The sequence below is a fragment of the Moorena producens 3L genome (genome assembly GCF_000211815.1).
Classification (GTDB): domain Bacteria; phylum Cyanobacteriota; class Cyanobacteriia; order Cyanobacteriales; family Coleofasciculaceae; genus Moorena; species Moorena producens.
Genome location: NZ_GL890954.1, coordinates 26109 through 34845, shown reverse-complemented (window position 1 = coordinate 34845; position 8737 = coordinate 26109). Strand labels below are relative to the sequence as shown.

Here is an 8737-nt window from a genome sequence, read left to right as displayed (position 1 = left end):
GGATGGAATCAGGAGCCTGTACATTAATCATTTGTGTGTTCACCTCGTTTGACTGATTATGTTATTCTGTTCAGCCTGCTTGGTACAAAACGTTTTAACCAGGTAAAATCTGGCAACGTAGGCTGAATGTGAAATTTTTTTGCCTTAAGTGGCGATTAACCCTTGCCATAGATAGGGTTTCAGTCAAGAGAGCATCGGTATTCTCAATTGATATAGGTTTTTTTAGCTTCAACAGAAAATTCCGATCTTCTTGAAAATTAGCCTTAAATTCGGCAACGGAAACGTTTATTGGTTACAGATTAGATACACTTCCCGGCATTCAACGAATGACACAAGGAACCATTCTTCCTAAGGAGAGTAAACACTTCAGGATTAGGTAAGTTAGAGAATTAGAAACATTTTGTTAAAATCCACATCCTTTAAAAGTTTGGTAAGTGCACTACTGTATCAAGGTACTGTCCTTAAAACCCTGGAATAGGACAAATGCGTTCACTGATACACCCTGAAACGATTGAATAACGCTTTCAACCTAAACATGACCTAGAGTGATTATTTAAGGCTCAACCTAGATACAAGACCGCAGACGCAACTGACAAGCTGTAGATACATTTAAGACTCAGTAGATGCACTATGTATTCTTATTCTACGTGTGTATCGAAGAATCTGCCACCCTAGAGTAAAAGATTTTCAGACTACAACAGACAATTGTTACTATAGGCAACTTCCTCCAGGAATAATACCAGATTTTCTTGAAAAATGTCACTTATCTGTTGGAGGCGGGAAACAAGCTGAAAAATTTCCAATCCCCAAGTTTACTATAAGTTTACATCTTTTACAGAAAATTGGTATAACAATACACAATTCATCATTTTCCCCTGACATCAAAACTATTAAATTATGCCAACTGTTAGTTTAATTCATGCTGATTCCTATAATCCACAACTCTTACGAGCTTCCTTGGAAAGGCTGCTAGAACCTTTGGGAGGGATGAGTGCTTTTGTTAAGAAAGGTAATTCGGTTCTGCTTAAACCTAATTTACTTACTGCTGGTCGTCCTGGTAAAGAATGTATCACTCGCCCTGAAATTGTTTACTGCGTGGCTCAACTAGTCAAAGAAGCTGGGGGTAAACCCTTTTTCGGAGATAGCCCAGCCTTTGGGAGTGCTAGGGGTGTGGCTAAGGCGAATGGCTATCTGCCAATGATGACAGAACTTGATATCCCTATGGTGGAATTCCACGGCAAGGGTTATGAAACTGCTAGCGAAACCTTTAATCATCTGCGTTTGTCTAAAGAGGCCATGAATGCCGATGTGGTGATTAACCTACCGAAGGTAAAATCCCACATGCAGTTGACCTTGACCATGGGGGTCAAGAATTTATTCGGCTGTGTTCCGGGAAAAATGAAAGCCTGGTGGCATATGGAAGCGGGTAAGGATGAGACGCGCTTTGGGGAAATGCTGGTGGAAACAGCACGGGCGATTAATCCGGAGTTGACTATCATTGATGGCATTATTGGTCAGGAAGGGAATGGTCCGATTGGTGGTGAACCGAGACATTTGGGGATCTTAGGAGCATCAGAGGATGTCTTTGCTCTCGATCGCTCAATAGTGGAAATTCTCAATGTTGAGCCAGCCCTGGTTCCTACCCTGGCAGCTCAAAAACGGCTGGGGTTGTTGCCAGACTTAGCAGAGATTGACTTTCCTTACCATCGACCTCTAGAAATCCAAGTGAGGGATTGGAAACTACCTGATACTATGAAACCGATTGATTTTGGTATGCCTCGAGTAATTAGGTCTACCTTTAAGCATTTATATATCCGGCTTATCAAAGAGCCAATTAATGCTTATGGTAAAAGCTAGACAATCAGGGGTATTTGGTAAAATTTGCTACAACAGGATCCTAGATTAACCAAGTAACCTAGAGTTACCCTCCGATTGCTTAACCATGCCGCCCTATTATTGCTAGCGGCGGTTTTTTATTGATTAGTAATTAGTCATGGGTGAATACCAGAAAACTTGTTACTGGCCACAAAGCACTAATTACTAATCACTAATCACTAATCACTAATCACTAAGCTGGTCATGGGTGAATACCAGAAAACTTGTTACTGGCCACAAAGGACTAATTACTAATCACTAAGCTGGTGATTGGTGAATACCAGAAGACATAGTCCGACTTTGTATAATTAATTACTCTCTAGCTCCACTATTGGTCAAGTCCAGCAAACAGTGATAGAGTTCTTCGTTACTTTTAAGAGACCGAAGGTGACATTGAAAAAGTCAAACAGCCTGATGGGTCTAGGTTTGAGGAAGTAGCGATTAGCCCGAAGGGCTACGCTACGCGATCGCAGCCATCTATACATTGAGCACTCAGCTAATGCCCTAGGCGCACGCTACGCGAACAGTGATCAGCACTCAGCCTCTACAGCTAATACCGGACAAGCTGAAGCCTGTGGGTCAAACGCTTCAGCAGTCAGGAGTCAGGAGTCGGGAGTCTACTTAACCTACACGCAAACTACTATAACTACAGGGTGGTGGATGATTTGGTGTTACCCAAAGGATTTACCTAGGACGTGATAGCCCCTTGGGAAGATCCAGTGAGCGATTCCCGATTTGGTTACAATAATGACTATCTCTCGTTTATCTAAATTGGTGAGGACTCTGGCTACCTCACCTTTAATTGTGAATACATCAGTGCTTTCCCCTGAATGCAAAGTTATCAGAAGGTGTTAGGGCAATCCCTGCCTTTTGAGGAGGTAAAAGCAGCATTGAAGACAGCAGCAAAGAAGGGGATGAATGCTTTATAGTTGCCGGATAGTGACCCAATCAAAGGTAAAATTTGGCTTCTTTGTAAAGAAGCATTAACTGACCAGGGGATGGGGGTGATTTCCCTAGGTATCTAGGAGAGTTTCCGTCCGCCAAAACCAGAGCCTGCAAAATATGATCCCATTTGCGTTGAAGCAGCACCCATTAACATAGAAGTGTCAAAACTTGGTAAACTAACACCTTTGGAGAGCCATGTCAGAGCTTACACTCTCTAAAACTATAGAGTCAATGGCAGTGGCAGCGCCACCCACTCAGGCCGACCTTCCCTGTGACGATGATATACCAATGGAAACCGCACGGCACAAAGCCCAAATGGATCTGCTCATTTATACCCTATCGCCTTGGCTAGATAATAGGTCGGATGGCTATGTCGGTGGTAATATGTTTGTTTACTACAGCGTTGCCCAACTCAAAAATAAGGACTATAAAGGACCAGATTTCTTTGTTGCTCTAGATGTACCCAAGGGAGAGCGTCGAAGCTGGGTGATTTGGGAGGAGGAAAAGGCTCCTGACGTGATTATCGAACTTTTGTCGGCAAGCACTGCTGAGCGTGACAAAAACGAGAAAAAGCAGATTTATCAAAATCAGATGCGTGTGCCAGAGTATTTCTGGTTTGATCCTTTCAATCCAGATGATTGGGCTGGATTTCATCTCCAAAATAGAGTTTACCAACCGATAGAACCTAATCAGCAAAACCAACTGGTATCTGAAGCATTAGGTTTGAGCTTGGTGCGTTGGCATGGTGATTATAACGGCATCGAAGCAACTTGGTTACGCTGGGCAAATTTAGATGGGGAGTTACTGCCCACTTCTGAGGAAAAAGCTGAGCAAGAACAACAAAGAGCCGATCAAGAACAACAAAGAGCCGATCAAGAACAACAAAGAGCTGAACAAGAACAACAAAGAGCTGAACAAGAACGGCAAAGAGCTGATCAAGAACAACAAAGAGCCGATCAAGAACAACAAAGAGCCGATCAAGAACAACAAAGGGCTGATCAAGCGGAGTCTCAGTTGCAGCAGGTGGCGCAGAGCTTGTTAGAGCAAGGGATGACGGTGGAGCAGGTGGCCAATCGAACAGGTCTGTCTGAATCTCAGGTGGCAGAATTTGGTAACTAAAAGGAGGGTTTTTCTGGTTTTCTTTTCCCTTGGTGGGTGGGCGCACGCCCTGCCCCCCTACGGTGGTACTTTGATTGAGCTGAGGGTCTAATTATATCCCCTTCATGGGATTGGCCTACGGCCACGCTACGCGAACGCATGACTTGCTTTAGTAAAAATGTACCAAATAAGAGAAAATTAAGAGACAATCCGATCAGTGTTGGCAATCGAGATATGCGATGCTAAGTATTGAGCCGCTAAGCGAACGCATTAACACTGCTGTCTATTGTGTTGGAATCGATAACCAAGATCCAAATTAAAGCTGAGGGCTGATAGCACCTCAAGTAGCACCATCTGTAGCGCATTAGCTGACAGCTGAATGCTCACCATCGTGAGACAATAGACCATTAGTTAAGAAAATGACTTCAGTGACACCTCAACCTGCCAAACATAAAAAAGCGAGAGCCTTAAAACCAAGTAGCCGACGCCCTGCCAAGGAACTGTGTAGCGAGTGTGGACTTTGTGATACATACTATATCCATTATGTCAAGGAAGCTTGTGCATTCTTAAACCAGCAAATAGCTGACTTGGAAACAAAAGCCCATGGACGTAGTCGCAATCTAGATCATCCAGATGATTGGTACTTTGGTGTTAACCAGAAGATGCTCACGGCTAAGAAGATTAAGCCGATAGAAGGGGCGCAGTGGACAGGAATTGTCAGTACCATTGCTATGGAAATGCTCAAGCAGGGTAAAGTTGAAGGTGTAGTCTGTGTCCAAAACACTGAAGAAGACCGCTTTCAGCCGATGCCGATCATTGCTCGTACCCCAGAGGAGGTGTTAGCAGCACGGGTGAATAAGCCTACCTTGTCTCCTAACCTCTCTGTGTTAGAGCAAGTGGAACAATCAGGGATGAAGCGATTATTAGTAATTGGTGTTGGCTGCCAAATCCAAGCATTGCGATCAGTGCAAAACGAACTCGGTTTAGAAAAACTCTATGTTTTAGGTACGCCCTGTGTCGATAATGTCAACCGTGAGGGGTTGCAAAAATTTCTGGAAACCACCAGCCGTTCACCAGAAACGGTGGTACATTACGAGTTTATGCAGGATTTCCGGATTCACTTTAAACATGAGGATGGCTCGATTGAGAAAGTACCTTTCTTTGGCTTAAAGACTAATCAACTCAAAGATGTGTTTGCCTCCTCTTGTATGAGTTGCTTTGATTATGTAAACTCCCTAGCGGATTTAGTGGTAGGTTACATGGGAGCACCCTTTGGTTGGCAGTGGATTCTGGTTCGTAATGACATTGGGCAAGAAATGTTGGATTTGGTGCAAGACCAGTTGGAAACTCAACCAGTCATGTCAAAAGGCGATCGCAAACAGGCAGTGCAACAGAGTATTCCTGCCTATGACAAGGGAGTTACCTTACCGATGTGGGCAGCAAAAATGATGGGAGTGGTGATAGAAAAAATTGGTCCGAAAGGATTGGAGTATGCTCGTTTTTCCATTGACTCCCACTTCACCCGCAACTATTTATATTTAAAGCGCAATCATCCACAAAAGTTAGAGGCACATGTGCCAGAGTATGCCAAGCGGATTGTAGAACAGTACAAGTTGCCAGACTAAAAACTGAGGGATTGGTGCGCTTCGGTAGGGTAAGCGATCGCGTGCCTTCCAACTCAGCTACTGTCGAGGGAAATTATAGGTATTTCAGTTCTGAATTAAGACCCCATGAATTAGTCTTTTGAGTCTGCTTTTGATGTCTCTATTTCTTCAGTCAATTGAGAGAGTTTAGTCGTTTCTGATTTAGGAATAATCACCGACTCTTTACTCTCCCCGTCATCCAGTCGTTTAGCCACTTCCAGAATTATATCTGCGATCACTACCGGAATCCTTACTGCTTTCGTTTGACCCAGATTCCACTTCGGCTTGCGACCACTATTTTCTCGATAACCACCACGGGGCATAACTTTACCTCACCTCTGAATCTGAAATAGTACGTTTTCCTTATATTCTACAATCTTAGATTAATTAAATAGCTAGAGCTTGTAAAACTTAACTAGTGAGTGATTTTTATACAAAACCTGCTAATTGTAATTTTTTTGGTCTATTTCGTACTTTTTATAAAATCAACCATGAAATTCCAGCAAATGAGGTGTGCTAACCGGAAACTCCCAAAATTTCTGAAGTCGGTTTAACTGATATCTTGCACCATTGTTAGTAGCCGTAGGCTAGAAAGAAACTTGAGTCCACTTAGGTGGACTTGGTTCGTTTAGGCCAAGGCTTTAGCCTAGATTCCGGACTTGACCGGAAATCGGGGAGTGTGAGGGGGTGAGCGCAAGCCCCTACGATTCATCCATGGGGTAAGCTCACCCCCTCACATAAACAACAATTCTTGTGGTACTGTAGGTAATAGGCTAAATAAGCAAGTGTCACAGGCATGATAGTCTACGAGTTCAAAGTTAAAGGAAAACTCAATCAATACCGAGCGATTGATGAGGCAATCCGGGCTGGTCAATTCGTTAGGAATTCATGCTTGCGTTACTGGATAGATAATCGAGGTTTAGGGAGGAAAGAGCTATATCGGTATAACACCGAACTTCGCGCTATGTATCCCTTTGTCAAAGATTTGAACTCCCACGCTTGTCAGACATCTGTAGAACGATGCTGGTCAGCCATTGTTAAGTTCTTTGAGAACTGTAAGAAAAATCTCCCCGGGAAAAAAGGATATCCTCGGTTCAAAAAACGTAGCCGCTCTGTTGAATACAAAACGTCCGGGTGGAAGTTACTAGACCCCAAGCACATTGAATTTACCGACAAAAAAGGGATTGGTAAACTTAAATTGATTGGGACGTGGGATTTGGCATTCTATCTAGTTAAACAGATTAAGCGAGTGAGACTGGTTAGACGAGCTGATGGTTATTATTGCCAATTCTGTATTCAAGTAGATGTCAAAGTTGATGTTGAACCGACAAAGCACAACGTTGGTTTAGATGTCGGACTCAAAGAGTTCTACACAGATTCAGATGGCAATACTGAACCCAACCCACGATTCTACAGAAAAAGCGAGAAACGGATGAAGTTCTATCAACGTCGCGTTTCTCGAAAGAAAAAAGGCAGTGCTAACCGTAAGCGCGCCATTAATAAGCTAGGACGTGTACACCTCAAAATAAGTAGGCAACGTGAAGAACATGCTAAGAGAGTAGCGCGTTGCGTAGTCCTGTCTAACGACATGGTCGCCTACGAAGATTTGAGGATTAAGAACCTGGTGAAAAACCATTGTCTCGCCAAGTCTATTAATGATGCAGGTTGGTATCAATTCAGGAAGTGGTTAGAGTATTTTGGCAAAAAGTTGGGCAGAGTAACAGTTGTCGTTAACCCTGCCTACACAAACCAAAATTGTTCAAGTTGTGGAACAACGGTCAAGAAATCACTATCAACTCGAACCCATGTTTGTCGATGTGGATGTGTTCTAGATCGCGACCAAAATGCCGCCATCAATATTCTGAATTCTGCTTTAAGTACGATGGGGCACATCGGAACTTGGATCGATAAAGATCCCAACGCTTCGGGAGACCTGAGCACTACTGGGACTGGAGAAATCCTGTCTCAGCAACTTGGGTCGCTGAACGAAGAATCCCCCGGTTTCTAACCGTGGGGAGTGTCAAGAATGGTTTATTTATCCATTACCAAAAATTACCCTAAAAGAAACCGGGTTTGTTACCTAGATTAAGGGATATCATAATCTGTTATTCTTTCCTCTGCTGTAGCTGATCTCCCTATCTCCCCATGACCTGATCTGATCACCGGATCACTTTTCTTGCCAGACTTTTAGCCAAGCAGTTAGTGCTTGCGGCATTTCTAGATCTAGCGGTCGTTTCATAGCAGTAACAAAATCCTCATCTGGGTCACCTAATCTTCTGAAGCTGTGATCCAATCCAGGAAAAATATGAGTTGTCACATTCCTATTACCAGCATCGATAAGTGCTTGCTGCATTTGTTGAGCTTCTTCTGGAGGTGTATTGTGATCCAAGGCACCATGTAAAATCAGTACTGGGCATTTGACCTTGTCCACAAATAAATAGGGAGGATTCTCAAAATGCTCTTGACCCAGGGGTAGGTAATAATTAAAAGACCAATCTTCATCTCCGATGCGAAAGAACTCTTCACCCCTTTTTGCCCTAGCATAAATTTCATCAATCTGTTTGTATATCCAGTAAATCAATGGCATATTTTCTTTAAAATTTTTGATAGTTGTACTATCTAACTTTTCAAAGGCTTTGGCTTGCCATTTCAGTATCCCTTCCAGGTTGTTATAAATGCCCCCTTGCCAAACAAAAAACTTAATGTCTGGGTCAGAAGCTGCTAAAATCAAAGCAATTACAGCCCCTTCACTTTGACCAAGAACTCCGATTCTACTGCTGTCAATCTCAGGAATACTCCGCATCCATTGCAATGCCATCCGAGCATCATCTACCAAGTCAAATAGTCCAGTAGTATTAAAATTTCCTTCGCTTTGACCACATCCTCGCTTATCGTATCTAAATGTCGCTATCCCGATTTCCTCAAGAATTCTAGCTTCATCCCGGAACAGGTTTCGCTCTGGTAATGGTGTAGGGAACCAATCGGTTTTTGAATTATCTAGATTTCCTTCTCTTGTCTGAGGAAAAGAGCCTCCAATGAATAGGCAAGCGGAGGGGTTTTCCACACCTTCTGGTAGGGTAAGTGTTCCATAAATCCTTGCACCCTTGGATTCAAAGAATTCTTGTCTTTCCATTTTTTAAAAATCCTGATCACTCTAATTATCATTATTGGTAGCA

At 43.1% G+C, this 8737-nt stretch carries 6 protein-coding genes; 4 read left to right on the top strand and 2 right to left on the bottom strand.

The genetic code is table 11. From position 1 onward, the window contains the following. Positions 1–897 precede the first annotated feature (897 nt). The 3 genes from LYNGBM3L_RS24295 (at position 898) to LYNGBM3L_RS24285 (ending at position 5543) form a co-directional block, all read left to right on the top strand. Positions 898–1857 carry an Npun_F2552 family protein gene (locus LYNGBM3L_RS24295; RefSeq protein ID WP_008187959.1) on the top strand — a complete coding sequence of 320 codons (960 nt, stop codon included), beginning with the start codon at positions 898–900 and terminating at the stop codon, positions 1855–1857. Between the two features lie 1158 nt (positions 1858–3015). Then, entirely contained in the window at positions 3016–3939 is a 924-nt protein-coding gene (locus LYNGBM3L_RS24290) for a Uma2 family endonuclease (RefSeq protein WP_044494600.1), read from the top strand. A gap of 398 nt (positions 3940–4337) precedes the next feature. Continuing rightward, complete coding sequence (locus tag LYNGBM3L_RS24285) at positions 4338–5543, top strand: Coenzyme F420 hydrogenase/dehydrogenase, beta subunit C-terminal domain (RefSeq protein ID WP_008187956.1); 1206 nt, start codon at positions 4338–4340, stop codon at positions 5541–5543. 110 nt (positions 5544–5653) lie between these two features. On the opposite strand, the gene LYNGBM3L_RS24280 is transcribed toward LYNGBM3L_RS24285, so the two are convergent. After that, a complete protein-coding gene (locus tag LYNGBM3L_RS24280) occupies positions 5654–5884 on the bottom strand; it encodes a hypothetical protein (protein ID WP_008187955.1) in 231 nt (76 codons plus the stop codon). Between the two features lie 473 nt (positions 5885–6357). Between LYNGBM3L_RS24280 and LYNGBM3L_RS24275 the strand changes: the two genes are divergently transcribed. Continuing rightward, entirely contained in the window at positions 6358–7569 is a 1212-nt protein-coding gene (locus tag LYNGBM3L_RS24275) for an RNA-guided endonuclease InsQ/TnpB family protein (RefSeq protein ID WP_008187954.1), read from the top strand. A gap of 159 nt (positions 7570–7728) precedes the next feature. Here LYNGBM3L_RS24275 and LYNGBM3L_RS24270 read toward each other — a convergent pair whose 3' ends face one another. Further along, positions 7729–8694: an alpha/beta hydrolase family protein gene (locus LYNGBM3L_RS24270; RefSeq protein WP_008187953.1), complete on the bottom strand. Its 966-nt coding sequence runs from the start codon at positions 8692–8694 to the stop codon at positions 7729–7731. Positions 8695–8737 lie beyond the last annotated feature (43 nt).